This is a genomic window from Veillonella sp. R32 (assembly GCF_010093125.1).
Lineage (GTDB): Bacteria > Bacillota > Negativicutes > Veillonellales > Veillonellaceae > Veillonella_A.
The window spans coordinates 1-25,607 of the sequence record NZ_NMZQ01000026.1 but is presented as its reverse complement, the minus strand read 5'-3'; the positions used below and the strand labels follow the sequence as shown (position 1 = coordinate 25,607).

General features: G+C 39.7%; 23 protein-coding genes and 1 rRNA gene. 5 read left to right on the top strand and 19 right to left on the bottom strand.

The window, feature by feature from the left end; translation table 11 throughout:
• Nucleotides 1-12 precede the first annotated feature (12 nt).
• Genes VER_RS06390 through VER_RS06380 form a run of 3 tightly spaced genes read right to left on the bottom strand, consistent with a single transcriptional unit; the run spans nucleotide 13 to nucleotide 2,912 of the window.
• Nucleotides 13-897, bottom strand: a complete 885-nt coding sequence (locus VER_RS06390) for an MBL fold metallo-hydrolase (protein WP_238390166.1) — start codon at nucleotides 895-897, stop codon at nucleotides 13-15.
• 9 nt (nucleotides 898-906) lie between these two features.
• Complete coding sequence (larE, locus tag VER_RS06385) at nucleotides 907-1,725, bottom strand: ATP-dependent sacrificial sulfur transferase LarE (protein WP_162100035.1); 819 nt, start codon at nucleotides 1,723-1,725, stop codon at nucleotides 907-909.
• Between the two features lie 50 nt (nucleotides 1,726-1,775).
• Nucleotides 1,776-2,912 carry a RuBisCO large subunit C-terminal-like domain-containing protein gene (locus tag VER_RS06380; protein ID WP_162100034.1) on the bottom strand — a complete coding sequence of 379 codons (1,137 nt, stop codon included), beginning with the start codon at nucleotides 2,910-2,912 and terminating at the stop codon, nucleotides 1,776-1,778.
• A 292-nt stretch (nucleotides 2,913-3,204) separates the two neighbouring features.
• Here VER_RS06380 and VER_RS06375 point away from each other — a divergent pair, with 292 nt between their 5' ends.
• Nucleotides 3,205-4,371 carry a pyridoxal phosphate-dependent aminotransferase gene (locus VER_RS06375; RefSeq protein WP_162100033.1) on the top strand — a complete coding sequence of 389 codons (1,167 nt, stop codon included), beginning with the start codon at nucleotides 3,205-3,207 and terminating at the stop codon, nucleotides 4,369-4,371.
• A gap of 119 nt (nucleotides 4,372-4,490) precedes the next feature.
• On the opposite strand, the gene VER_RS06370 is transcribed toward VER_RS06375, so the two are convergent.
• The 8 genes from VER_RS06370 to VER_RS06335 form a co-directional block, all read right to left on the bottom strand.
• A complete protein-coding gene (locus VER_RS06370; protein ID WP_162100032.1) occupies nucleotides 4,491-4,910 on the bottom strand; it encodes a flavodoxin in 420 nt (139 codons plus the stop codon).
• Nucleotides 4,911-4,924: 14 nt separating this feature from the next.
• Nucleotides 4,925-5,494 carry a DUF3793 family protein gene (locus VER_RS06365; protein WP_162100031.1) on the bottom strand — a complete coding sequence of 190 codons (570 nt, stop codon included), beginning with the start codon at nucleotides 5,492-5,494 and terminating at the stop codon, nucleotides 4,925-4,927.
• A 432-nt stretch (nucleotides 5,495-5,926) separates the two neighbouring features.
• Complete coding sequence (locus tag VER_RS06360) at nucleotides 5,927-6,304, bottom strand: thioesterase family protein (protein ID WP_162100030.1); 378 nt, start codon at nucleotides 6,302-6,304, stop codon at nucleotides 5,927-5,929.
• 96 nt (nucleotides 6,305-6,400) lie between these two features.
• Nucleotides 6,401-7,018, bottom strand: a complete 618-nt coding sequence (ttdB, locus tag VER_RS06355; RefSeq protein WP_162100029.1) for a L(+)-tartrate dehydratase subunit beta — start codon at nucleotides 7,016-7,018, stop codon at nucleotides 6,401-6,403.
• Nucleotides 7,018-7,917: a L(+)-tartrate dehydratase subunit alpha gene (gene ttdA, locus VER_RS06350; RefSeq protein WP_162100028.1), complete on the bottom strand. Its 900-nt coding sequence runs from the start codon at nucleotides 7,915-7,917 to the stop codon at nucleotides 7,018-7,020. The genes ttdB and ttdA overlap by 1 nt, the downstream gene beginning before the upstream one ends.
• 27 nt (nucleotides 7,918-7,944) lie before the next feature.
• Nucleotides 7,945-9,213 (bottom strand): SLC13 family permease, encoded by a 1,269-nt coding sequence (locus VER_RS06345; RefSeq protein ID WP_162100027.1) that lies wholly within the window; start codon nucleotides 9,211-9,213, stop codon nucleotides 7,945-7,947.
• A gap of 299 nt (nucleotides 9,214-9,512) precedes the next feature.
• Entirely contained in the window at nucleotides 9,513-10,634 is a 1,122-nt protein-coding gene (locus tag VER_RS06340) for an AraC family transcriptional regulator (RefSeq protein WP_162100026.1), read from the bottom strand.
• A gap of 70 nt (nucleotides 10,635-10,704) precedes the next feature.
• Nucleotides 10,705-11,298 (bottom strand): DNA-3-methyladenine glycosylase I, encoded by a 594-nt coding sequence (locus VER_RS06335; protein ID WP_370456472.1) that lies wholly within the window; start codon nucleotides 11,296-11,298, stop codon nucleotides 10,705-10,707.
• 162 nt (nucleotides 11,299-11,460) lie between these two features.
• Here VER_RS06335 and dcuC point away from each other — a divergent pair, with 162 nt between their 5' ends.
• The 4 genes from dcuC (at nucleotide 11,461) to VER_RS06315 (ending at nucleotide 17,312) form a co-directional block, all read left to right on the top strand.
• Entirely contained in the window at nucleotides 11,461-12,744 is a 1,284-nt protein-coding gene (dcuC, locus tag VER_RS06330; RefSeq protein WP_238390164.1) for a C4-dicarboxylate transporter DcuC, read from the top strand.
• A 134-nt stretch (nucleotides 12,745-12,878) separates the two neighbouring features.
• Complete coding sequence (locus VER_RS06325; RefSeq protein ID WP_162100025.1) at nucleotides 12,879-13,997, top strand: M20/M25/M40 family metallo-hydrolase; 1,119 nt, start codon at nucleotides 12,879-12,881, stop codon at nucleotides 13,995-13,997.
• A 344-nt stretch (nucleotides 13,998-14,341) separates the two neighbouring features.
• Entirely contained in the window at nucleotides 14,342-15,715 is a 1,374-nt protein-coding gene (locus VER_RS06320) for an MATE family efflux transporter (protein ID WP_162100024.1), read from the top strand.
• A 250-nt stretch (nucleotides 15,716-15,965) separates the two neighbouring features.
• Nucleotides 15,966-17,312, top strand: a complete 1,347-nt coding sequence (locus VER_RS06315) for an MATE family efflux transporter (protein WP_162100023.1) — start codon at nucleotides 15,966-15,968, stop codon at nucleotides 17,310-17,312.
• A gap of 108 nt (nucleotides 17,313-17,420) precedes the next feature.
• Here the strand turns inward: VER_RS06315 and VER_RS06310 are convergent, their stop codons facing one another.
• From VER_RS06310 to rrf, 8 genes are all read right to left on the bottom strand, one after another.
• On the bottom strand, nucleotides 17,421-18,734 hold the full coding sequence (locus VER_RS06310) for an amidohydrolase (protein ID WP_162100022.1): 1,314 nt from the start codon (nucleotides 18,732-18,734) through the stop codon (nucleotides 17,421-17,423).
• A gap of 255 nt (nucleotides 18,735-18,989) precedes the next feature.
• A complete protein-coding gene (cydB, locus tag VER_RS06305) occupies nucleotides 18,990-20,009 on the bottom strand; it encodes a cytochrome d ubiquinol oxidase subunit II (protein WP_162100021.1) in 1,020 nt (339 codons plus the stop codon).
• On the bottom strand, nucleotides 20,000-21,379 hold the full coding sequence (locus VER_RS06300) for a cytochrome ubiquinol oxidase subunit I (protein ID WP_162100020.1): 1,380 nt from the start codon (nucleotides 21,377-21,379) through the stop codon (nucleotides 20,000-20,002). The genes cydB and VER_RS06300 overlap by 10 nt, the downstream gene beginning before the upstream one ends.
• Nucleotides 21,380-21,399: 20 nt before the next feature.
• Nucleotides 21,400-21,861, bottom strand: a complete 462-nt coding sequence (locus VER_RS06295; RefSeq protein WP_162100019.1) for an Rrf2 family transcriptional regulator — start codon at nucleotides 21,859-21,861, stop codon at nucleotides 21,400-21,402.
• A 362-nt stretch (nucleotides 21,862-22,223) separates the two neighbouring features.
• Nucleotides 22,224-23,225 carry an inorganic phosphate transporter gene (locus VER_RS06290; RefSeq protein ID WP_162100018.1) on the bottom strand — a complete coding sequence of 334 codons (1,002 nt, stop codon included), beginning with the start codon at nucleotides 23,223-23,225 and terminating at the stop codon, nucleotides 22,224-22,226.
• Nucleotides 23,218-23,847 carry a DUF47 domain-containing protein gene (locus tag VER_RS06285; protein ID WP_162100017.1) on the bottom strand — a complete coding sequence of 210 codons (630 nt, stop codon included), beginning with the start codon at nucleotides 23,845-23,847 and terminating at the stop codon, nucleotides 23,218-23,220. Before VER_RS06285 ends, VER_RS06290 begins: the two co-directional genes overlap by 8 nt.
• Nucleotides 23,848-24,037: 190 nt before the next feature.
• Nucleotides 24,038-24,535: a molybdenum cofactor biosynthesis protein B gene (locus VER_RS06280; RefSeq protein ID WP_162100016.1), complete on the bottom strand. Its 498-nt coding sequence runs from the start codon at nucleotides 24,533-24,535 to the stop codon at nucleotides 24,038-24,040.
• 791 nt (nucleotides 24,536-25,326) lie between these two features.
• Nucleotides 25,327-25,443: ribosomal RNA gene (gene rrf, locus VER_RS06275) — 5S ribosomal RNA — on the bottom strand.
• Between the last annotated feature and the right edge of the window lie 164 nt (nucleotides 25,444-25,607).

Genomic DNA, 25,607 nt, shown 5'->3' with positions numbered 1-25,607 from the left:
CTTCCGAATAGTTTATGCGTGAATGGACACTTTTTCCTTAGGCTGTCCATGATATAAACGAACATCTTTATTCACTTCCAAGCCCTCTGCTTGTAACGCAGTCATCACCGTGTCAGCCACTACGGGCTGGGCATTATTTTTTTCAGATCGATGCGCCAAAATAACCTGTAAATCGGCAGGGCGTTTCATCATCAACAAAGCTTGCGCGGCATGTTCATTACTCAAATGACCATAAGGACTCGCTACGCGACGTTTCAAATCATAGGGATAAGGCCCATATTTTAACATTTGTGGATCATAATTGGCCTCTAATACCAACAAATCACTATCATCCATGTGCTTAAGCATGGTATCATCCACAAGGCCCGTATCCGTCATGAAAGTAATCTTATGAGCACCACCATAACAACAAAGCCCCATAGGATCCGCCGCATCATGGCTGGTGCGAAATGTATCCACTTGCAAATCACCAAGGGTAAAGCTACTTTTAGTAATCACTGAAAAGGCCTTACTAGTAAGACCTTTACGATTTACAATCTCCCGCATAGTTCCTTCGCGAGTATAAACAGGCACATCACATTGTTTCAGCAATTGAGGAAGGCCTGCCATGTGATCCGTATGCTCATGCGTAATACAGATACCGGCTAATTGATTTAAACTTAAGCCAAGCTCTTTTAAACCTTGTGTAATCCGTCGTGCACTAATACCAGCATCCACTAAAATGCAAGTATCTTTATAGGTAATCAACGTCGCATTGCCTTGACTGCCACTGGCAAGTACATGAGCGGCTAAAGACGACCCCTCTTCGCTCCCAGGCAATGCTTCCTTCAGTGCCATCGACGTAGTATTCATTTGTAATTTATTCACAGCTTCTTCTATGGCACGTTGTCTCAACAAAAACTCCTTCTATTTCACTTCTCGGTTCAAATTACCGCTTTTAAAACTCTGTAAATCAACACTTACATAGGTAAAACCAAATTCTTCAAACGCTTTACAAATCATGGCTCGACGTTTTGCTTCAGCAAAGATTTGAAAATCAGCTTCACTCACCTCAATGCGAGCCATACCTTCATGGTAACGCACGCGCAAAGGGCCGTCAATGAATTGGTGTAAATATTTCTCACCTTTTTCAATCATCGCCAACGCTTCACCGGTAATCACATGATTATACGGTACACGCGTAGCTAAACATGGCGAACTTGGTTTATCCCATACTTCAAGCCCCCACGCTTTAGCCACCGTCCGAATATCATCTTTGGTAAACCCATTTTCTAATAAGGGACTCTGCACTGTACCTAGCTCTTCTAAGGCACGCATACCGGGGCGATAATCCTTTTTGTCATCTAAATTACCTCCATCAAGTACGCCATTAATCCCCTTGACGGCGGCCCAATCAATTAATTTTTGAAAGCGATTTTTCTTACAATAATAACAACGGTCTGGGTCATTACGTGTAAAATCTTCCATTTCTAATTCATTAATTTCTACAATCGTATGCGTAATACCAATCGCCTTGGCAAAGCGTTTGGCATCTTCAATTTCTTCCGCTGGCAAAGTTGGTGAACTGACTGTAAAAGCTTGTGCCTTATTGCCCAGTACTTTATGAGCCACAGCGGCTAAAAAGGTACTGTCAACTCCACCAGAAAAAGCTACAACAGCACTCCCCATTTGCTGCAAAGTAGCTTCCAAATTTGTTAATTTTGTTTGTAATTCAGTATTTAACATACAATCCGTCTCTTTTCTCTATTATTAATTATTCATTTATAGTATCCCTATTAGCCATGTTGCTTCGCAATATCGACAAATACTTTCATATTAGCGGCTAAATCAGGACCACGGCGAAACATATCACCACCAACCAAAAACATGGTATCTTTGCCATATAAATCAAGCAATTCTGGCAAACGAAGCTCCGTCACGCCACCACCTGGTGAAGGACAGGTCTCCTTAATCCCTGCTACCGGCTTTGTACAATAGTGATGAATGCGCTTGCATTGATCGGCCGTAAAGGTAAAACGACCACCATAAGATACAAAAATAGGCATATCCGCCCCAAATAGACGAGGCAAGAAGCCCATCCATAAATAATCTGCAATCCCAGATACCCCAGGCAACGCAAAGCCACCCATCATGGCTGGATGAGATATAATTGGCAAACCTAAATCAGCCTCTTTAGCCAACCGATTAAGCCAACCATAACCCACTAAAGCAGGGGCCACCATAAGAGCAGTAGCACCCGCTTCTTTAGCTAAATAGGCTCGTTCTAATAAGGCTTCCCCATCAGCCGATACATTAGCGGCATACAGCGTATGATGACCAGATTGTGCATTCGCTTCTGCCACCGCTTCGGCACAGCGTTTTACCCGTTCGACAAAGGGTGAAAATGCTTGGTTCGTTATACCATGGTCATCTTTAATAACATCAGCCCCACCTAACACATAGGCACGGCACATATGAGCCAACGTAGTTACAGGCGTCCCCATTGGTTTAATGACAGCTTGAATAAACGCTCGATTGGCGGTTCCCGTAAGCTGGCGTAAACCGTCTAAGCCAAAGCGAGGCCCTTTAAAGGCCTTCACTAAGGCTGGAGCTAATTCAATATCCACAACCCAAATATGTGGCTGAAGAGATGAATTTCCAAACACAACATTTAAAAATTGAGTCGCCTCTAACGCCGTACATTCCACGCCATAAGAAATACGTGCTAGAAAATGCGCGCCATCACCAACTGGTTCTAAGGATTCTAAACGACCTACTACATCTCGTTTAATATCTTCATCTTGCAAAAAATCATAAGGAAATTCAATGGTCTGTTCCACTTGAACCCCCCATGCAATAGCTTTCGCCTCTTCATACGTAGGCGCTTCTATTTGATAGGTCACTACGAACCGTTCACTACATAAGTTCTTCATCAGTGCCTCCTTTTAAATATATCTCTAATTCTTTATTTTACTATAAATCGAATATTAATTGTATACACTTAATACGTTTTCCCCAAAAATTATTAAGATTTACCTAAAAGTTAGTAATTTACTCCTAACCCTTATTAAGTTACGCCAAAAAGTTATTACGTTATACCAGAAACTTATTAAGTTTCTAAATGCACTACTAGTGTTCTCTAATTTGTGATACACTAATAGCTAGGATAAAGAGAGAGCCAAGAATGCCTTAAGAAGCACTACTTGGTATGAAGGAGGATTCAACATGAACTGGAACAATTACATTTCAAAAACATCACAAGAGCTCCCTGCTTCAGGGATTCGTAAAATTTGGGAAATGGCCTTAGCCATGGATAATGTCTTATCCCTCGGCGTAGGTGAGCCTGATTATGCGCCCCCTGAAAAAGTATTGCAAGCAGCCATTAAGAGCCTTGAAAACAAAGAAACAAACTACACAAGTAACGCCGGTTTATTACCTTTGCGTACAGCCATTCGCCAATGGTATAACAAACGTTATGGCGTAGACTATACAGAAGATCAAATGATGCTCACCGTCGGTGCCAGCGAAGCTATTGACCTAGCTATGCGCGTGCTCCTTAATGAAGGGGATGAAGTCCTCATTCCAGACCCTTCCTATGTAGCCTATGCAGCTGAAGTCAAACTAAATCGCGGTACTCCTATTATGGTCCCTACCCAACTAGAAGAAGGTTTTAAAATTACCCCGGCGGAACTTGAAAAAGCGGTTACCCCTAAGACCAAAGTATTACTTATGGGCTATCCTAGCAATCCAACCGGTGCTATTTTAAACCAAGAGGATTTAAAGGACATTGCTGAATTTGCTATTAAACATGATCTCATTGTAGTGAGTGATGAAATTTATTCAGAATTAACTTATGGGCAAACGCATACAAGTATTGCTTCTTTACCGGGTATGAAAGAACGGACCCTTATCTTAAACGGCTTCTCCAAAGCCTATGCTATGACGGGCCTTCGTATTGGTTTCCTCTTAGCGCCAGAAGAAGTCATTGCGCAAGCCATTAAAATTCATCAATACAGCATTGTAGCCCCAGCTACCCCTATTCAACATGCCGCTATTGTCGCCCTTAATGAATGTGATGAAAGCGTTATTAATATGCGTGAGGAATACCAAGCCCGTCGTGACCTTATCGTTGCGGGTTTCCAAAAAATGGGATTACCAATTGCTGTACCAGAAGGGGCCTTCTATGTATTCCCTGATATTTCCAGCTGTGGCTTAAATGACTTTGACTTTGCTGTACAATTATTACAACAAGAGCATGTAGCCGTCGTACCCGGTTCTGCCTTTGGTGAATGTGGCAAAGGTCGTATCCGTTGCTCCTACGCCTCTTCTCGTGAAACAATCCAAGAAGCCTTAGTGCGCATTGAACGGTTTATTAATGGATTGAAAAAATAACCCTTATCTTATTACAACTAACCAATTCTATACTATAACAAAAAGGGACGGAAGCCCACACACTTCACCATGTGGGCTTCCGTCCCTTTATTATTTGTTATGTATTATTATCGTATGTATTAAGCTTCAGCCAATGCTTTGCCGCGCGCTTCACAATCAGCCAAAGCTGCATCATCAGGCGCACCAAATACAGGAAGGTTATCAGCCACGATGTTAGCACCAGCGCCTTTTACGCGTTCTGCCCAATCATCAAGCCAAGTACCGCCCCAACCATAAGAGCCGAAAAGAATTACTTGTTTACCAGATAATTTGCCTTCTAAAGCAGTATAAAATGGTTCAAATTCCATTTCTTCTAACTGTTCTGCACCCATGTCAGCACAGCCTAATGCTAATTTATCAAAAGCAGCTGCTTCATCAGCGGAAATTTCAGAAACGGATTTTACTACTACTTCTTGACCAGCATCAGCGATGCCTTTACCGATAGCTTCTGCCATTGCTGCTGTATTACCTGTACCAGACCAATAAATTACACCAATCATGTGATTACCTCCTACTAGCATGCCGTTACGGCTACTAAAGACTCTAATTGTTTACCATTTAAAAGCTGGGTATGACAGTAATTTCTGCATGCCCGAAAACAGTGAAACGAATGCATGGCGGACATAGGATTGCCATAAACTTTCCATTCACCACATAGTTTATACCCGCTTCCTTTCAACCGAATGAAAGAGCATACATCGTGGAGTGGATAGCCTAAAAACAGACCTATTTCATGAGGAAAATCCTGTCGTTCTTCTAAACGACGTTTCAAGCGTTCAAACCATACCTCTAAGGATTCTGTTGGCAAATAGCCATACATTTTTAAAAATCCTAGGTGCTCTGGTCGCCGTAAATATTCCTCTAACATCCGTTTGCGAAACACTAACAACAATCTTCGTTGGTCGCAGTGACATAGTTCATAAAAGAACAAGCCACGTTCATTAAACATTTCATTATACGCCGACAAAGCCGTTGTCAAATGTATATCCTTATCTCGTGGAATTGCCACAAGATTCGCCACCTTGATGCCCCGTATTGCCGGCGCACAATGATAACCGATAATAGAATCTATCTCGCTTACCATAGTTCACCCTGCCTCTCAATGTTTTCAGGAGAACACTTGCTCTCAAGGCTGTCATACTAGTAAATCCGGATTTAATAAATAGTAGCTTCCTACCAAGCTACTATCTACTTGGCGAAAAATAATTAAGCTAACTATCTTCTTCATTCATCATACAATCAAAGTAGTTATCTGTCAATATAAATGACATTTATTTTCATTTATGATATTTTTACAAATTCTATATACCACCTACTTAAACGATACTTTTCGATATCCTTGATACATCAATATTCTCATATAATACAAAGAGGATGGGGTATATTTATTGTATACCTCATCCTCTAAAAAAATGGTAGCCTCAGATACAAATAGCTCCATTCGGATAAATATTTTTGAGAAAATTACTCATTTAATAATTTGTATCTATTTACGCACTTATCTATTTACTTACTTTTACTTCAACTTACTCATAAATTTTTCGTTATTAATTACAAAGCGCTCATGTGTTCCCTGACCAATACAAACTTCTCCTTCATAGGCGGCTACACGATACGAAATTTTACGACCTTCCACAGCCGTTACATCCGCCTCAGCTCGAATTGTAGCACCTACAGGCGATGGTTTATCATGGGTAATATGCAAGGAAATCCCTACCGTACCTTCACCGTCTGCCAAGTAATTACTCAAAGCAGCAACCGCCGCTTCTTCCATTAACGCACACATAGCAGGTGTAGCAAATACGGGCAAAGCACCACTTTTCATAGTTTTAGCTATATTTGCCTCTGTTACTTTTACAACGGCTTCGCCTCGCAAGCCAACTTGAATACTCATATACGCCTCCTAGGGTAAATACGACTTATAAAATGACTTTCTTATAATTAGTATACTATATTCAAGTTAACCTTAAAACAAAAAACATCACCTATCTTATTTAATAAAGCTTACATGTTTATAAATTTCTTCCAAGGCCTTTTCTTTATTTTCGTTATATTCTACTTTTTTCTGTTCAAACCAGTTGTTACCATAGGTATCAATAGACACAATTAAAGGGCCAAATTCTTTAACACGACAAGTCCATAATGTTTCAGGCATACCTAGTTCTTTCCAGTTAGCCTGTTCAATTTCTTCTACTTCAGTGGCTGCTAACACGGCATTGCCCGCAGGAAATACTAAATGTAACGCTTTAAATTCTTGACAAGCCTTTTGTGTACCAGGCCCCATGCCACCTTTACCAACAATAAGGCGTACCCCTGTATGTTTTACAAAATCGTATTCGAATTTTTCCATACGCATACTTGTTGTTGGGCCTACAGAAATCATTTCATATTTGTCATTCGCTTCATCAACCGCTTTGACAATTGGGCCAGCATGTAAAATAGCCCCATCTCGTACATCAACAGGAAGTTCACGACCATATTCAATCAAACGGCGATGTGCCACATCACGACAAGTCGTAATATGACCTGTTAAGTAAATAATATCGCCTGCTTTAATGCCTTCAAGATCTTTAGCTGAAATTGGTGTTGTTAAAATTTTCTTTTCCATTAGTATGCCACCCCACTATGAGATAATACAGTACATTTACCATCTTTAGTAAATACTAAATGACCACGACGATGATTCCAACAGCCTACGTTAACGGCTACGCTCAATACAGACGGATGGCGGGTACCATTTTCAATGTTTACCCCCATAACAGATTTGTCGCCACCCATACCTTGTGGTCCTAAGTGAAGCGAGTTAATACCATCCTCTAATAATTGTTCCATATAAGCTGCTTTTTCATTTGGATTTTTTGAACTTACAGGGCGCATAAGAGCTTTTTTAGAATAGAGTGCCGCTGTATCAATGGACGTAGCAATACCAACACCAACCAACAATGGTGGGCATGCATTTAAACCATAGGAAGTCATCAAATCAAGGACAAATTTAGCAACCCCTTCATACCCTTCACCAGGCATTAAGGTTTTACCACTACCAGGCAAGGAGCAACCGCCACCAGCCATGTATGGGAAAATCTCTACATCATCACGATTGGGAACAATATCCCAAAATACATACGGTGCTGTTAAACCAATATTCTTTTTTGTATTAAATTCGTCAAATGTTTCAACACTATTGTGACGTAATGGAGTTTCTTGTGTTGCTGTCAAGGTCGCTTCTCGTAAAATGCTTTCCAATTCACCAATCAATGGGAAGTTAGCCCCACATTTTACCCAATATTGTAATACCCCTGTATCTTGGCAAGAAGGACGACTCAATTCTTTAGCCAGCTCCATATTTGTGTGCATAGTATCATAAATAGTTTTAGCTAATGGGTTCTTTTCATCAGCAGCTAATTCCTTAATTTTAGCATCCACATCATCTGGCAATACTTTAGACATATAGCCTACAAAATCTGCAATAATGCGAGTCATTTCCTGACTCTGAGTAACCTTTTCCATAATGGCCTCCTTAAAAATAAACTGTACTTACGGATAAAATGGGAAGAAAATTGGTAATAAAATCAATGAAGTAATAGCAGCGAGAATTAAATACGGGCCGCCTACTTTTACATAATCCATAAAGCTGTAACCAGCCACATTATAAACCATTGTATTTGGTGGACAGCCAATCGGCGTAGCAAACGCTACAGAACCCCCAATTACGGTCGCCATAAGCACCGCCTTCGGATCTGCCCCAACTTGCTGTGCCAAAGCTAGCCCAATAGGTACTAATAAAGCGGTTGTAGCTGTATTTGACATAAACTGTGTTAACACGGCCGCAATGATAAATACTACAGCGAGCAATACAAACGGTGATGGATTATCGCCTAAACTCTTAATAATGGTATCTGCAATCATCACCCCAGCCCCTGTTTTTACAAGCGCTTGTGCCAATGCCAAGGAACCGACAAACAATAGAATTGTTTTCATATCAATAGCATTAACAGCTACTTTTTCTGAAATCGTACGCGTCGCTACTAGAATAAGTGCACCAATCCAAGCAATAACATGTAACTTAATACCTAATTGAGATTCAAATATCATGCCTAGTACCGTGCCTACCAAGGTGGCAGCGGCAATCACTTTACGCCATTTAGCAACCTTACTATAATCAGCTTCTGTATTATATTCCGTATCTACTTGATGTGTTGGCTCTTCGGGTAGTAATTTGTGGCCAATTAAAGCAAAATAGGCAATCCCTACTAAGAGCACCGGCAAACCAACTAAGGCATAATCGAAGAAAGCAAAGGCTAAATTCTGTTGCGCCAAGCCAGACTGAGCAATCATATTCCCTGGGGACCCAATTAAACTTACATTACCACCAGCGGAAGCAGCAATGGCTAAGGGCATTAATAACTTAGTCGCTTTAATCCCTGTCCGTTGAACTAAGCCCATGGCTACGGGAATTAGTACCGCCGTTGTACCTGTATTGGATAAAAAGGTCGACATGGTGCCAGTAATTACCATGACAGCAATAATTACATGCCGTTCTGTCTTAGCAAAGCGATTCACTAAGCCCCCTACGGCATGCGCTACACCAGTTTCAAAAAAGGCGGCCCCTACAATGAACATAGCCATAAATAATAACACATTAGAATCGACAAAACCTAAAAAGGCTTCTTTTGGGGTTAATACCCCCGTCAAGGTTAAACACACCGCTACGGTCATAGCCGTAATCGATAAGGGAATTTTTTCCCATACAAACATAATAATGGCAAAAACTAATAAAACTAACGTTACAATAACACCATCCATAAAGAACTCCTCTCGTTAACTTATACACGTTGGTGATACTGTGAATGCATTCGATAATTTCATTATACGCATATATCCAAAATCAGCTATCCAATTTATGCTATGAAAATAATTTTCATTTAGCTTCTTTTTTAGTACTTTTAATGAAACTTCGTATAAATGTATATAAAAAAACGACTAGCCTTATAGTCTCTAAAGCTAGCCATTTTATGGATATTCTTATATTCAAGGTATAGTATGGGCGCTCTTTTCATCTACAAAAACGCCCTATTCTCTTTTTATTAGATAGTATCAAAAATCTACATTTTATCCAGTGGACATACCTTTGCTAAGGTTGTCAGTGCATCTTCTAATTGGCTTTTAATCTGTTGCACTGTTGCAAGAGATAAAGACTGTTCATGCACCTGGTCACCTTTCAAGGTCGCCACATCTGCCACATAGGCCTTCAAACGTTGACCAATAGTCTCATCATCAACAGCAATATACTCCTTCCAATTATCCATCATCGTTTGACGCTCTACTTGCGTAGCAATTCGTCGATACTCTGAGGGCGTAGTATGAAAATGCTTTCGAAAAGCCGTATTAAAGGCCTTCACATCGGAAAAACCGCACTGATTAGCTATATCCACCACTTGTTGCTTCGTATTCACTAATTGCACGGCCGCTTCACGAAGTCGCATCCGCAATACATACGTTTTAAAGGATATACCCAATTGTCGTTTAAAAAATTGGGAAGCATAGCTCTCAGTATAGCCTCCAATAGTGGCTATATCCCCTAAGGCAATAGCTTCTTTATAATGTTTATCTATATAGGTAATCATCTTTTCAAATGTCGCCTCCTGCTGCAAAGCCACTGGATTGCCTTGTGGTTCATGAGTATGAGGCAGTAAAATTGTGGTCAAAGTTTCTAATACTTGTAAAAATAAATGCTCAATTCTTAAATTAGGCCTATCAATCCATGCATTACTAGGATTGCAACGAGCTTGCCCCTTCCCCAAATTATCACGGCTAGACTTATCTCTTTCCATCGTCGCTAAGGCTAAAATCAAACAACCTAATTGTTCACGTAAAGCTACATATATAGGTAAATCCCGTGTAGCTGTATCGGTAGCCAGAAAGAATGTGGACTGGCGAAACACCGCTTCATATTGGGCCAACATAGTAGGATGTAGATGCAAAACCATGGCTATCGTATCGGGCTCTAAAGCCAAGGTAGCATGACCACATTGCGGTGGCAACATAATAATATCATTCACCCCTAAATTCGTATATTCACTGTCGTGACATACTTCAACAGCCCCTTGTAAGACAACAAGAATTTCAATTTCAGGATGCCAATTATAATGATATGTGCCAATACGATAGATATACTGACTAAACTGAATATGTCCATGGTCATAAGCATAATTAAAATACTCCATACTACCTCCTAACCTTTGAAATAACTCTCTCTAACGGCTTACGCCAAGCCTTTACCAAACCTTTACCAACCTATATATTAGCTTCCGTATTAGCTACTAAGCACTTATAAACAGGGCAAGTTACGATATGATCATTAACTATACCAATAGCCTGTAAAAATGAATATATAATAGTAGGCCCTACAAAAGTAAAACCTCGCTTTTTCAAATCCTTACTAATTGTTTCCGCTAACGGTATACTAGCTGGTACCTCTGCTTGATTTTGCCAATGACCGATTATAGTCTTCCCCTCTGTAAAATGCCAAATATACGCGTCGAAAGAACCAAACTCAGCTTGTACACGCTGAAAAGCCACTGCATTTTTACGTAACGCTGCTACTTTTAAACGATGGCGAATAATATTCGGATTTTGCAACAATGCCGCTTCCTTTTCAGGTGTATATTGTGCTAACGTAGCCACATCAAACCCATCAAAGGCTTCACGCATAGCTTCACGGCGCTTAATTACAATAGTCCAACTCAAACCAGCTTGCATGCCCTCTAAAATTAGCATTTCAAATAATTTATCATCCTCATGAACCGGTACACCCCACTCGGTATCATGATATAGTTGCTCTAATTCACTGCGTCCAGCCCAGGTGCACTGTCCCTCCATAGTGCTCATAATTCGCTCCTTTTTATAAAAAAATCATATAGTATGTGAAATTGATATAATTAAAATTATAATTTTACATAATTTCATAGTATTTTTTCTGATTTTCATCTATATTAGTATTATACCATGTTATATAGTAAGCGGTTTTTATTTTCAAGGAGGTATTTACCTATGATGCAACTATTAGGCGGAGTCATCGTTATCGTCGCCTTTGCCGCCATCATTCGGAAGTATGAAACACGTACAGTTTTACTCATCGCAGGTGCTTTGATGTGCTTGATTGGTGGTGTGATGGGCCAATTTATGGATGCTTTTGTGAAAACCATGGTTCATGGCACATTAGTTCCTACCATTTGTGCTGTTATGGGCTTTGCCTTCGTTATGAAACACACGGAATGTGATCAGCATTTAGTTCATGCGCTCTCCGGACTCATTTCCAAAAGCCATGCTGTTATTATTCCGTTAGCCATGCTCATTACTTGGTGGCTTAACATTGCCGTAACAAGTGCAGCTGGGGCAGCCGCTGCTATTGGCAGCATTTTGATTCCTGCGTTAATTGCCGCTGGTGTACATCCAGCCATGGCTGGTGCCGCTGTATTAGCAGGTACCTGGGGGAGTACAATTAGCCCGGGTAACACCCATGTCGCTTTTATCTCTAAAATGGCTAGCGTCGATGTAATGTACGTTGTGCTAGAAACAGCGGTACCTGCTATTATTGCGTCCTTTGTAGTCGCTATTGCCCTTACCTTAGTGGCAGCCGTGAAAAAAGAAGGGCCTAATAAGGCTCGTCAACAAGCCTTAGCCGAACAAGGAGATGCGTCCTTAACAGCTAAACTTAAAATCAATCCATTAAAGGCCTTAGCCCCTATTATCCCATTGGTAATCTTAGTAGTAACAAACTTAAATCTACCAATGATTAAAGCTATGGGCATTCCTAAAGTAAGCGTACCAGCCGCTATGATTATCGGTTGCGTCCTTGCCTTACTCATTGCCCGTGCTAATCCACAAGAAGTAACTAAAGACTTCTTTAAGGGCATGGGCGAAGCCTATGGTAGCATTATCGGGCTTATCATTGCTGCGGCGGTCTTCACGCAAGGTATGCAAGCTATGGGCCTTACGGATGCTTTATTAACTTACATGAAAGATTCTGAATCGATTGCTAAAATCGCTGGTAGCTTTGGACCTTTCATCATCGCTATCCTCTGCGGGTCTGGTGATGCGGCGGCCCTTGCCTTCAACGGAGCGATTACACCACATGCTGCTAGCTTTGGTATGAATATGGTAGACCTTGGTTCCTTGGCCCAAATCTCAGGCGCCATTGGCCGCTCTACCTCGCCGGTAGCCGGTGCCGCTATTATCTGCGCCACCTTAGCTAAAGTAAGCCCTATGGAATTAGCCAAACGCAATATTATTCCTATGCTAGCTGGGGTTATTACATTCTTAATCTTATTCTAATATTCTACATATTCCAACCGCTACTACGTAGTATTAGGCGCTTACCTACTACGTAACAGTTAACTACTATATAAATTAGGTACTAAGTTGTTCTCTTTATCTATTTCTATATATTTTCTCTTAAGGAGGTTCTCATGATTCAAGAAAAACGTGTCCTTGATGAATTCTTTGAGCTTGTTCAAATTCCTTGCTCCACTTTAAATGAACGAGTGGTAGCCGATTTACTTACCAAGCGTTTAGAAGATCTTGGTTTCACCGTAGTAGAAGATAATGCCGGTGAAAAGCTAGGTGGCAATACGGGCAACTTAGTAGCCACACGGAAAGGCACTGTCCCTGAAGCCCCTATGATTATGCTAACAGCTCACATGGACTGCGTAGAACCTTGTGCCAATATCAAACCTCAACTAAAAGATGGTCTCATTACCTCTGATGGTACTACTATCTTAGGTGGTGACGACAAAGCTGGCGTAGTGGCTATTTTAGAAGCCCTTCGCGTCATTAAAGAAAAAGACCTTCCTTATGGCGATATTCAAGTCGTATTTACGATTGCTGAAGAAGGTGGTGTAAATGGCTCTAAAAACATGGATTCTTCCTTGTTAAAAGCTAAATTAGGCTTTACATTTGATACGTCTGGCGCCCCTGGTCGTATTGTACACAAAGCACCAGGCCAAAATAAAGTGCGTGCCGTTATTACTGGCAAAGCAGCTCATGCCGGTAACGCCCCTGAAAAAGGGATAAATGCCATCGTAGCGGCCGGTCATATGCTTACTAAATTGCCACAAGGTCGACTTGATGAAGAAACAACCTGCAATATCGGTACCATTAGTGGCGGCCGTGCTACCAATATCGTAGCTGACGAAGCAACTATTTTATTAGAAACCCGTAGCCGTAATAAAGCTAAACTAGACAAATTGACTGCTGATGTAGTGGCTATTTTTGAAGCTGGCGCTAAAGAAACTAATACAACCGTAGATGTAAAAGTTCTACCAGCTTACGATCCATTTGATTTAGCTGTTGATTCTGAAACGATTAAACTAGCTAGTAAAGCGGCCGAAACATTAGGCTTCCCTGTAAATGTTGTTGAATCTGGCGGTGGTAGTGATGCTAGTTTCTTCAATGCTTATGGCGTACCAACGGCGGTACTTGGCGTTGGCATGACTAATGTGCATACGAAAGATGAATGCTTACTCGAACAAGATTTATATAATTCAGCGCGCTTAGCTACCCAAATTATTATTGAAGCAACTAAATAATAAATATAAGTAACTCAAGTATGAATACAATTAACATACTACGTATTCGCTAGGACAACTTATATAACTAAAACGACCTATCAAAGATAGGTCGTTTTTTAGGTTATCCCAGTAAGTGAATTAAACACTGTCTTTTCAAATTTATCATATGCCCTATAGGCATACCATATAGACTTTTCTTATATTCTATGTTACAGTAAAAATAGAGTAATTATTAATCGAATTATTAATTGAATCACTAACAAAGCCATACCTAAGTCACCGGATATAGGTATGTAGCATCAAAGAATCTATCGTAGGTCATAGAAGATAGATAATTTGATGCTTTTTTTGAGGTAACATATATGACTACAATACAGCAACTAAACACATTTAATAAAATTAAACATTTTATCGCCTTAACCATTCCTATTATATTAACACAATTTGCCATTACTGGGGGCTCCTTCGTGTCCGTTGTATTAACAGGTCAATACAGTACGGTAGATTTAGCGGGCATCTCCGTCGGCTTTAATTTATGGACAGCCTGCTACTATGGCATCATTGGCATCCATCTTGGCATTTCACCTATTATTGCCCAACTACTGGGAGCCAAAGAAAAAGATAACATTCCTACTATCATCTATCATGGGCTCATCTTATCGGTCTGTTTCTTTCTCTTAATGATACTATTAGGCCTTACCGTGTTAGATCCTATTTTAACACAACTACAACTAGAGCCCACCGCCTATGAAGTATGTTGGCAATATTTAAAAGCTATTGCCGTCGGCCTTTTCCCCCTTATTTTAACTTGTGTCCTAAGAAATACCTTAGATTGCCACGGCTATACACACTATACTATGTATATCATACTCTGTGGCTTAGGCCTTCATATTTTCTTAGATTATGCCCTTATTCTAGGCCACTTTGGCTTTCCCGCCCTTGGTGGTTTAGGCGCTGGTATTGCTACGGCTATTGCCTATTGGTTCAATTTTTTAGCCTTTTTATGCGTATTAATTCTAGGCAAGCCCTTCAAGGAGTACCGTCTGTTCCTTCACCCCTTCACCTTTGACTTAACATATATTCAAGAGCAATTACGACTGGGTATACCCATTGGTCTAGCCATTTTTGCCGAAAGCAGTATTTTTAGTTTAGCCGGCATTGCCGCCACCGCCTATGGCACTAGTATTATTGCTGCTCATCAAGCGGCCCTAAGTTTCACCTCCCTCTTCTATGGCGTCCCTTTAAGTATTGGCATTGCTGCTACTATTACCGTAGGCTATGCTGTAGGTGCTAAGCAACTGCAAGATGCTAAAGTCTATTCCTATATCGCTCGTGGTTTAGCTGTAGTCTTAGCCATGACGATTTGCCTATATACCTTTACCCATCTACCTACCATTGCTGGCTACTACACGAATGATCCTAATATGGTAGATTTAATTGGTAGTTTCTTAAGCTATGCTGTTTTCTTCACCGTTATTGATGCCCTAGGAACTCCTATCCAAGGAATTCTCCGCGGTTATAAAGATGTGCGTATTATTTCTATCATCGCTTTATCAAGCTTCTGTGGAACCAGTATTCCCATTGCAGCTATCTTTACCTTTATTTTTAATTATGGCCCTTATGCCATTTGGATTGGTCTCTTAGGCAGTACTCTAATTGCCGCCATGCTTTTCACCTGGCGCGTATGGTTCATTCAAAACAAAAAAAACAAGCAACTTGACATTAGCTATGTATAATGTTAGACTACATAACAGTTTTATATGTATTGCCTATTAAACTCATACGGTATATATCGTTTAAATAGTTTGTATAATTTTAATAATTTAAATAGTTCAAATAGGTTATACAATTTATTACAAATTCATACCTTGATGACTTTTGTCGCCGGATAAAAGAAATAACATCAAATGCTCTATCGTAGGCCATTGAAGATAGAGTGTTTGATGTTTTTTTATTAATCTTATTGATATACGAAAGGAGTACCCCATGAATACTAAAGTATCTATGTATCATAAAATAATAAGCTTTATTCAACTAACGGTTCCCATTATTATTACCCAATTTGCCTTAACTGGCGGCTCCTTTTTTTCGGTCGTCATGACCGGTCAATATAGCACAACCGATGTGGCCGGTATTTCCGTAGGTTTTAATATTTGGATTGCCTGTTACTACGGTATCCTGGGTATTCTACTCGGTATTGCCCCCATTATAGCGCAATTATTAGGCGCTCACAAAGAAGAAAATATACCTACGGTTATTATTCATGGTATATGGTTAGCGCTCTTTTTTAGTGCCCTCTTAATTATAAGTGGCATTTTATTTCTGAAACCACTCCTGCAATATCTTGCCTTAGAGCCAGCCGCCTATGAAATTTGTTTACAATATATGAAAGCCATTGCCTTTGCCCTGCCACCACTCATCCTAACCTGTACCCTTCGCAATACTGTAGACTGCCATGGATATACACGTTATTCTATGATAATTATGAGCATAGGCCTAATCATTCATATTTCCCTAAACTACGCTTTAATCTTAGGCCACTTCGGCCTACCTGCCTTAGGTGGTTTAGGTGCCGGTATTGCTACAGCCATTGCGTATTGGTTTAATTGTCTTGCCTATTTAGGCCTTTTGCTATATAAACAACCGTTCACCCAATACAAACTTCTAAAACAACGATGGTCCTTACAGTGGCTCCCTCTTCGTGAACAATTACGAATTGGTCTCCCTATTGGGGTCGCTGTCTTTTGTGAAAGTAGTATTTTTAGTTTAGCTGGTTTAGCTATTACGTATTACGGTACACAAGTAATAGCGGCCCATCAGGCGGCTATTAGCTTTGTTAATCTATTCTATGGAATTCCCCTCAGTATCAGCATGGCTAGTACTATTGTAGTAGGCTACCAAGTAGGTGCTAAGGCCTATAAAGAAGCTAAAATCATGTCATACATCGCAAGGGGTACTGCTCTAACTATAGCGGCCCTTATGAGCCTAGTAATTTTTACTCATTTACCACTCTTCGCAAGTTTTTACACCAATGACCCTGCCATGGTAGATATTATTGCATCCTTTATGAGCTATGCAGCGTTCTTTATTATTATTGATGCCTTTGGAACTCCTGTCCAAGGAATTCTACGGGCTTATAAAGATGTGGCGATTATCTCTAAAATAGCTATAGCCACTTACTGGGGTGCTTGTATCCCTATTGCCTTAAGTTTCATATATCTTACTGATTTAGGCCCCTATAGCGTATGGCTTGGCTTATTAGGTGGCGTAGGCTTAGCTGGTATATTATATATTTGGCGAGTTATGTATTTACAAACAAAGCGATTCATATAAACTACAAACAGTTTATATAAAAGACTACTCTAATCCAATACAACAAAAATGCTCCACAATTAGCTGTATACCTTAATTGTGGAGCTTCTTTATTTTAAACTCATCTTATTATTTAGTATTAGTTAAATATTTTTCAACTAATGCCCCTGCAAAAGCAATGCCATTAATCATATCCGTTTCATCAATATCAAACCGAGGATTATGATGTGGCGCTTTTATATCAGACCCTAAAATCATATAGGTGCCTTTACCACCTTTTTCAATGACCCGTTCTAAGAAATAAGCACAATCTTCACTACCACCACCAGTATTGCTAAGTGGTACCTCACGGAATAAGCCCATATCAGTAGCTAAGACTTGCACTTCTTTAGCTAACTCTTCAGAGTTTACACAAGCTGGCGCACTGCCCATCTCTTTAATAACCACTTCATTATCATACATAGCAGCTGCGCCCTGTAACACTTCATACGCACGCTTACAAATATATTCGTTAATTTCCCCTGTTTCACCACGAGTTTCAATCTGTAAATATGCTCTATCTGGAATTACATTACGGCCCGTGCCTGCATTTAACACCCCTACGTTAATGCAAGAGTTCCCTTTGGAGTGACGAGAAATTGCCTGTAAATTTAATGCAGCTGTACAAGCAGCTAACAAAGCATTCTTCCCTAACTCTGGGGAAGCGCCTGCATGAGAAGAATAACCTTTAAACTCTACATCCAATTTAGTGGTAGCTAAAAAACCATAGTTCATACAAGCTAAACAATTCGCAATAGCTTTGTTAATACCAATATGCATACCAAAGAAAATATCCACATCATCTACAACACCAGCATCACGCATGGCTTTCGCACCTCGAACGCCTTCCTCAGCAGGTTGTAAAATTAACTTAAACGTACCATGTAACTTATCTTTATGGCTCATAATATACTCTGCTAGGCCTAATGCCATTGTTAAATGGGCGTCATGACCACACGCATGCATGGCTTTATCATGCTGAGACACAAATCCTTCTTTAGCTGGTAAATGGTCATCTGTCGTTGCTTCTACCACATCATTAGAGTCAATATCGGCTCGAAAAGCCACTACAGGCCCCTCTTCATCAATATGTAAAGTGGCTACTAGGCCGGTAAAGCCATAACCCATAGCTTCAACCCATTTAGGATTAGCCCCTTCAGCTATAGCTCGATCCATAGCGGCTTTCATAGTAGCTTCACTAGGAAGACCCATACGAGATTCGGGTTGAATAACCTCTTTACCTACTTTTAAATCATAACCAAGTTCTGTCAATCTATCAGCGGCTATAGCGGCCGTACGATATTCTAACCAACCTGGTTCTGGATGCTGATGTAAATCACGACGCAAGGTTACAAAACGCTTACGATTATCGTTAGCAAAAGCAATACTTTTATATGTACTCATACGGACATCTCCTCTCAATGGGTTCACAAAATTTCTACTTAGAAACTACTTTTGAAACCAATCCTTCTAAATTAATCATACTCAGTTTAAATTAATCATCTTTACCAGCAAAAGATAGTTTCAAAGTTTTAATAGTATATCTACTTTTTATCATACCATAAACTAAAGTCCCTTGATAAGAGTACTATAAAAAGCGTGCCCAAAGGCACGCTTTTTGAGTCTGTAATTGCTAAATTAGCATTACAAAGTATGTAATTAATAATGCAAGTCATCAGGACCGATACGATGACGGAACGTCCAGTATGTCCAACCTTGGTAAATCAATACGATTGGCACAAAGATAAGTGCTACAATCGTCATCAAAGTTAAGGTGTATTCAGAAGATGCTGCATTTTTAACAGTTAAGCTCCAAGCTGGATTCAAGCTGGAAACCATGATACGTGGGAATAAACCAGCAAAGTAAGCAGCTGTTACAGAGATGATGCTTAAGCAGCTAAATGTAAAACCAACACCTGGACGACGCACACGTGTGAAGCCCCAGGAAAGAAGGAAGAACACAATGCAAAGTGCAAAGGCTACTGTAGCAATCATGCTGTTGAATAAATCAGTGTAGTAGTAAGTAGCACCTACCAATACAAGAGCGCCTACAGCAGTGATAACACCTTCTACTAATGCAGTAGCACGAGCGCGTTCTGCAATAGGTCCCACTGTTTTAATAGCGGTATACAAAGCACCATGGTAAACGAATACCAAGATAAATGCTAAACCACAAAAAATTGTGTAAGGGCTAAGTAAATCGAAGAAGCCACCTACGAAATTCATTTGACCATCAATTGGTGTACCTTGAATTAAGTTACCAACAGTAACGCCCCAAAGAAGAGCTGGGATTAAGGAACCAAAGAAAATGCAATAGTCAAATGTTTTACGCCATGCTAAGGATTTATCTTTACTGCGGAATTCAAAAGCAACGCCACGAGCAATTAAAGCCGCTAGCATTAAGAATAACGCTAAATAGAAACCACTAAATAAAGTAGCATATACATGTGGGAAGGATGCGAACGTTGCACCACCAGCAGTAATCATCCAAACTTGGTTACCGTCCCATACAGGACCTACTGTGTTGATCATCTGACGACGTTCAACATCGTTTTTACCTAAGAATGGAAGCAAAATCCCAACGCCATAATCAAACCCTTCAAGTGTGAAGAATCCTGCAAATAATACACATACGAGGATGAACCACACTACGTCTAAATTCTGTAAAATTACTTCCATAATGCTGCCTCCTCTCTAATATCCTGAGATGGATTGCCTTCTGGACCTTTTTTAATGTGTTTCACAGCTAAGTATAAAGCAGCGATAGCAGCTAAGATATATACAGCGGAGAAACCAATAATGGTTGTCCAAACTTCACCAGCCGTTACTGTGCTAGATACGCCATCAGCTGTTTTCTGCAAGCCGTAAACAATCCATGGTTGACGACCCATTTCAGCCACATACCAACCAGTTGCATTAGCAATGTAAGCAAATGGTAACATCCAGAATACAGTTTTAAGCATACCGCTCGAAGTTTCTAACTTGCCAGCACGATTCATAGCAAAAGCTACGATAGCTACTAAGAACATTAAAATGCCAGAGAATACCATGGCACGGAAAGACCAGTACATGGAAGTTACATGTGGTACATAGTCGCCAGGGCCATATTTTTCTTCATCAGCTTTTTGAAGGTCTTTCATACCTTTCATTTCACCATTGAAATCATCAGTAGCTACAAAGCTCAATAAACCTGGGATTTCAATAGCGCTATTTGTAGTTTGATTTTTTTCATCAATGGAAGCAAATAAGCTAAATGGAGCTCCCTTAGTTGTTTCCCAAAGGCCTTCTACAGACGCAATTTTCATTGGCTGTACTTTAGTAACATATTGGCCATGTAAATGACCAGCACCCATTACTAAAACACCACCAATGAGGGTGAATACTAACCCCCATTTAATGGAACGTTTGTAGAAATCTACAGCATTATTACGAAGTAAATGCCAAGCACTAACAGCTGCAATAATAACACCAGCCGTCATCAAACCATCAAAGAAAATGTGAGCATATTGACCTGGTACGTACCCATTAGATAAGATAACTCCAAAATTTTCCATTTCGGCACGACCATTGCGAATTACATAGCCCACTGGATGTTGCATAAAGGAGCTTGCTACTAAGATCCAGAAAGCGGATAAGTTAGTACCAATTGCTACTAATACAGCAACTACAGCATGCGCTTTAGCAGATAATTTGTCCCAACCAAAAATCCAAGCACCCATAAAGGTGGATTCAAGGAAGAATGCGGTCAACGCTTCAAGTGCTAAAGGAGCACCAAAGATATCCCCCATGAAACGGGAATATTCAGCCCAGTTCATACCGAAGTGGAACTCCTGTACGATACCAGTTACGACACCCATGGCAAAATTGATTAAAAATAATTTCCCCCAGAACTTTGCCATTTTTTTGTACACTTCATTGTTAGTGCTTACGTAGGTAATTTCAAGAATTGCTACGACTACTGTCATCCCTAGTGTCACAGGAACAAACAGCCAGTGATAGATCGATGTCAAGGCAAATTGCCATCGAGCTAACAGTAATGCTTCCATCATACTTAAAACCTCCTCACTTATTAATCGCGCGCTTGCGCCTTAGATGGACAGACTCTCTGTAAATGAATTTCTCGTTCACGCTTAGCCAACGATTCAAAGTCTACCGCCTGCAAGTCTTTAATCAAATTGTGTTGAATTTGACAAAAGCGCTCTTGGACGGAACAATTACCGTGACAACCACGGGAACAGGTTTCATTATCGTATAAGCAACGTTGTAAATACGTTGCCCCTTCTACAGCTTCAATAACATCTAGCAAAGTAATATCTTTTGGCTTACGTGCTAAAGCAAAGCCTCCATCCACCCCACGGAAGGACTGCATGATGTTGCCTGAAATCAGATTTCTCATAATCTTCAACAAGAATCGATCAGGAATTTTCTGTGCTTTTGCCAACTCTCCGCCAGTAATTTTTGTCCCATTTGGCAAGAGTGACATATGCAATACCATACGGAATGCATAATCAGTTGCTTGGTTAAGTTTCATAACTGCCCCCTAATACCTAATACAAACCATTTCGAAATAATTCGATTTTATAATTATTCTAATGAACATTACAATCTTAGTATACTTTGCAGTCATAAAAAAATGCTCGTATTCTGAGCATTTTTCTGTTCATCTACATTATAGTCAATAGTTGCAGGAAATGCAACAACATATTGCCAATTTTGCTAAAGAGAACTATACAAAATTCACACCATAATTCCTAGTATTACAGTAGTTTTTAGTCAATGTCATCAGTAATGTAGATAATATATAACTCATTTAAGAGTGTTTTTGTAAAATATGTAGTTAATTATAAACTTTTACATAGATTAGATATATAAACACTACAATTCCGCTAATTATTATATAATTGAACGAACTGCATCAATAATCAAAAACGCAATGCCCGACATAATAGCACTCAACGGAATCGTTACGAACCAAGCTAATACCATGGAGCGAGCTACACCCCAGTTAACTGCTTTTACACGTTTAGCTGTGCCTACACCCATAATAGAACCACTCACTACATGTGTCGTAGATACTGGTAAATGTAAGAATGTAGCAGTAAAAATGGTAATAGCTGAATTTAAGTCAGCTGCGAAACCATTGATAGTTTCTAATTTAAAAATTTTAGTCCCCATAGTACTAATAATACGCCAGCCACCGGCAGCCGTACCTAAAGCCATAGCGGATGCACAAGCAATTTTTACCCAAGTAGGTACATCTAAGGTATCAATGTAACCACCACTCAGTAAAGTTAAGGTAATAATCCCCATCGCTTTTTGCGCATCATTGGAGCCATGGGAGAATGCCATTAACGTAGCAGATAATAATTGCATATTGCGGAATCGGTCATTCAAGGTAATTGGTGAAAAACGGCCGAATAACAAAAGCAAAATGTGCATAATTATATAGCCTAACACCATAGCAATAATAGGCGATAATACTAGAGATAAGAAAATACGACCTATACCGCTAAAATTCAATGCTTCATAGCCTACGGACACCATAACGGCACCGATTACCCCACCAATTAAGGCATGGGATGAAGAACTAGGAATCCCATACCACCAGGTCACAAGATTCCAAATAATCGCCCCTAACAAAGCAGCACTAATAACTTCAGCATTAATTAGGCTCGCAGAGGTAACCAAATCACCACCAATTGTCTTAGCAACCCCTGTACTAACAAGGGCCCCAATAAAATTGAGCACCGCCGTCATCATAACCGCTTTTTTAGGATCTATAGCGCGTGTTGAAACGGATGTAGCAATAGCATTAGCCGTATCATGGAAACCATTAATATAGTCAAACGCTAGGGCTAAAAACACCACTAGCCACACAAACCAATGATCAAGCATACTTCAAGACTACCCGGCGGAATGTACCAACCAAATCCTCACAACCATCAATTACGTCTTCCATGGAGTTAAGGATTTCCTTCCACTTGATTATTTCAATAGGATCTTTACAATCTCTAAATAATACAGCCATTTCTTCATGGTACACAGCATCAGCTTCTTCTTCTAAGCGAAGTACTTCTAATACACGCCCTTCTACTTTTACATGATTTTTTTTCAAACTGTTCATGTAGGAAATTGACTTAGTAATATGTTTCAAGCATTTTTGTACAATTTCAATCAAACGAATAGCCCCTTTTGTTGGCTGACCTACATTGTACATGCACATTTTATCCATAATATCTTTCATACTATCGATGGTCGTATCCAATTGTTCAATTAATAATTGAATATCTTCACGGTCCATAGGAGTAATGAAGGTAGAACGCAAACGTTCAATTGTTTGATTCACTAATTCATCTGCTTCTTTTTCTTTTTGATCGATTAATCGTAGTGCTTCCTCTTTTTCTAGCTCACCTTTAAACGCCTGTTCCATAAGAATGGATGCGTCATGGCACAGTTCAACATGATTGTTCAAGATATTGAAAAATTTTTCTTCTTTGCTTTTTAAATGAAAAGCCATAATATCCTCCATAACTCGTGATGGATTCGTTAATATTTAACGAATTACAATAAACGCACGTTCTAATTATAGCACATCAAATACCTATTTTCTATTGTTCCTTGTATGCAAAAACCATATTCTTATACGAGTACATTATATATATTATGTGAAATTAATATATATATTTTAATAATATTTTTAAACGCTACTATTTATTGATTTCATACACTAAATGACGTATTTCAGGTAATATTAATCGATTAATACCTAAAGTAACAGCGCCCACAGATCCAGGCAAAGAGAAGAGTAATACATTATCGCAAACACCTGCCATAGCACGAGAAGCAATGGCACGAGTCCCAATATCCTCAGTATAACTAAAATACCTAAATAGCTCACCAAAACCTGGAATTTCTTTCTGGCATAAAGATGCTACTACTTCAATAGAGACATCTCGTTTGGCTATCCCTGTACCACCTGTTAAAATTATGCCATCTAAACTTTCTATGGCAATCCATCGCTGCAATACTTCCGTAATCTTTATAAAATCATCAGGAACGATGGTTCTAACTTTGACTATGTGGCCTCCTTCCTCTACCAATGAAACAACTGTATCGCCACCTTTATCAGTATCTGGAGTACGTGTATCTGATACAGTCAGAACGCCTAAAACTAAAGGCCGTTCTAATACTTCCTGCAATGACATTCTTCTTACCTCCCATAAGAATATATTTTACAAATCTTTGATAATTTACAAAGTCTTTACTATCAGTATACCACGAATGTGAGAAGATAGTTAAGCGTATTAGAATTATGAATTGTAAAATTTTTGTAAGGTATAAAGAAGATAGAGCGTTATAAACAAAAAAGACACCAACCTAAGTTGATGTCAACTATATAAATATTTTAAATACATCTGTTCGGATGCTGTGGTCGGATAGGTAGAAGCGAATAAACTAAAATACTGCATTCTTTCCTATCTGTTCGTCAGCTGTGAATTCTTCTTCGAAGAATTTTACGCTGCGAACTAAAAGATTCACTCCCATTTGTGCGTCGCACTTAGTACGTTTTAAATACGTCTGTTCGGATGCTGGGGATTTCTCTCCGAGAAATCTTACGCCCCGAACTAAGAGATTCACACGACTTTGCGCGTCCCTTTGGTCCTTCAAAGTCGGTTCACTACTTATTCCCAGCTTCTGGTCGGATAGGTAGAAGCGAATAAACTAAAATACTGTATCCTCTCCTATCTGTTCGTCAGCTGTGAATTCTTCTCCGAAGAATTTTACGCTGCGAACTAAAAGATTCACACCCATTTGCGCGTCGCTAGCGCTCCTTCAAATGGGGTTCACTATTTATTCCACGCCGCTTCTATTGTACCTCTACCTATTGAGATACTCTTACTAATAGCTCCTCTTGGAAGCGCCTGAACAGATTGTTACTCGTTAGAGTAACAAAAATAAAAGGCCGTGTCTTTCGACACGACCTTTTATTTTCATTAATCAGCGACTACCTATCCTCCCAGGCCACTTCCAGCCAAGTACTTTCGGCGTTTACGAGCTTAACTACTGTGTTCGAGATGGGAACAGGTGGACCCTCGTAGCTATCGCCACTGAATCTGTCAGAGCTTGTACTCTGAAAACCACATAGAAGTGTAGATATTGTATATTACACATTAGATAATTCATTGATTGAAGTTTGTTGCTACCGTCTAGTGACTACCATTTTAATTTGGTTCACTATTTATAAGTAAAGCCCTCAATCTATTAGTACCAGTCAGC

Bases quoted from the DNA above. Each gene is read 5' to 3' on its own strand.
- VER_RS06290 (WP_162100018.1), bottom strand. From the start codon at position 23,225: ATGCTTGATCATTGGTTTGTGTGGCTAGTGGTGTTTTTAGCCCTAGCG.
- VER_RS06300 (WP_162100020.1), bottom strand. From the start codon at position 21,379: ATGATGGAAGCATTACTGTTAGCTCGATGGCAATTTGCCTTGACATCG.
- VER_RS06335 (WP_370456472.1), bottom strand. From the start codon at position 11,298: ATGAGCACTATGGAGGGACAGTGCACCTGGGCTGGACGCAGTGAATTA.
- VER_RS06320 (WP_162100024.1), top strand. From the start codon at position 14,342: ATGACTACAATACAGCAACTAAACACATTTAATAAAATTAAACATTTT.
- VER_RS06365 (WP_162100031.1), bottom strand. From the start codon at position 5,494: ATGGTAAGCGAGATAGATTCTATTATCGGTTATCATTGTGCGCCGGCA.
- cydB (WP_162100021.1), bottom strand. From the start codon at position 20,009: ATGGAAGTAATTTTACAGAATTTAGACGTAGTGTGGTTCATCCTCGTA.
- VER_RS06315 (WP_162100023.1), top strand. From the start codon at position 15,966: ATGAATACTAAAGTATCTATGTATCATAAAATAATAAGCTTTATTCAA.
- VER_RS06325 (WP_162100025.1), top strand. From the start codon at position 12,879: ATGATTCAAGAAAAACGTGTCCTTGATGAATTCTTTGAGCTTGTTCAA.
- ttdA (WP_162100028.1), bottom strand. From the start codon at position 7,917: ATGGAAAAGGTTACTCAGAGTCAGGAAATGACTCGCATTATTGCAGAT.
- VER_RS06340 (WP_162100026.1), bottom strand. From the start codon at position 10,634: ATGGAGTATTTTAATTATGCTTATGACCATGGACATATTCAGTTTAGT.
- VER_RS06360 (WP_162100030.1), bottom strand. From the start codon at position 6,304: ATGAGTATTCAAGTTGGCTTGCGAGGCGAAGCCGTTGTAAAAGTAACA.
- dcuC (WP_238390164.1), top strand. From the start codon at position 11,461: ATGATGCAACTATTAGGCGGAGTCATCGTTATCGTCGCCTTTGCCGCC.
- ttdB (WP_162100029.1), bottom strand. From the start codon at position 7,018: ATGGAAAAGAAAATTTTAACAACACCAATTTCAGCTAAAGATCTTGAA.
- VER_RS06375 (WP_162100033.1), top strand. From the start codon at position 3,205: ATGAACTGGAACAATTACATTTCAAAAACATCACAAGAGCTCCCTGCT.
- VER_RS06280 (WP_162100016.1), bottom strand. From the start codon at position 24,535: ATGTCATTGCAGGAAGTATTAGAACGGCCTTTAGTTTTAGGCGTTCTG.
- larE (WP_162100035.1), bottom strand. From the start codon at position 1,725: ATGTTAAATACTGAATTACAAACAAAATTAACAAATTTGGAAGCTACT.
- VER_RS06380 (WP_162100034.1), bottom strand. From the start codon at position 2,912: ATGAAGAACTTATGTAGTGAACGGTTCGTAGTGACCTATCAAATAGAA.
- VER_RS06285 (WP_162100017.1), bottom strand. From the start codon at position 23,847: ATGGCTTTTCATTTAAAAAGCAAAGAAGAAAAATTTTTCAATATCTTG.
- VER_RS06370 (WP_162100032.1), bottom strand. From the start codon at position 4,910: ATGATTGGTGTAATTTATTGGTCTGGTACAGGTAATACAGCAGCAATG.
- VER_RS06295 (WP_162100019.1), bottom strand. From the start codon at position 21,861: ATGAAACTTAACCAAGCAACTGATTATGCATTCCGTATGGTATTGCAT.
- VER_RS06310 (WP_162100022.1), bottom strand. From the start codon at position 18,734: ATGAGTACATATAAAAGTATTGCTTTTGCTAACGATAATCGTAAGCGT.
- VER_RS06345 (WP_162100027.1), bottom strand. From the start codon at position 9,213: ATGGATGGTGTTATTGTAACGTTAGTTTTATTAGTTTTTGCCATTATT.